The sequence below is a fragment of the Paraburkholderia sp. SIMBA_027 genome (genome assembly GCF_046535315.1).
In the GTDB taxonomy this organism is placed as follows: Bacteria; Pseudomonadota; Gammaproteobacteria; order Burkholderiales; family Burkholderiaceae; genus Paraburkholderia; species Paraburkholderia tropica.
The window spans coordinates 1-268 of sequence record NZ_JAWRWY010000682.1 but is presented as its reverse complement, the minus strand read 5'-3'; the positions used below and the strand labels follow the sequence as shown (position 1 = coordinate 268).

The following is a 268-nucleotide window of genomic DNA, read 5'->3' as shown; positions in this document are numbered from 1 at the left end:
CTGGAAATCGTCCGAAAAGCCGTTCAGATAGATCGATGAAGGGCAGAGATTGCGGTGACGATAAACACCGAAAGCCTTTTCCTTCAGTTCGTATTTCGGCACACCGTGGAAATGGTAGATGGCGGCCATCGCGCCCCAGCAGACGTTCAGTGTCGAATGGACGTTGGTTTGCGTCCAGTCGAAAATCTTTTGCATCTCGTCCCAGTAGGTGACGTCTTCATAGTCCAGCATTTCGATCGGCGCGCCGGTGATGATGAAGCCGTCGAAC

At 52.6% G+C, this 268-nt stretch carries 1 protein-coding gene; it reads right to left on the bottom strand.

The window, feature by feature from the left end; translation table 11 throughout:
- Positions 1-268, bottom strand: a 268-nt coding sequence (locus tag SB764_RS40755; protein ID WP_410866864.1) for a homoserine O-succinyltransferase, incomplete at both ends; no start/stop codon positions are given.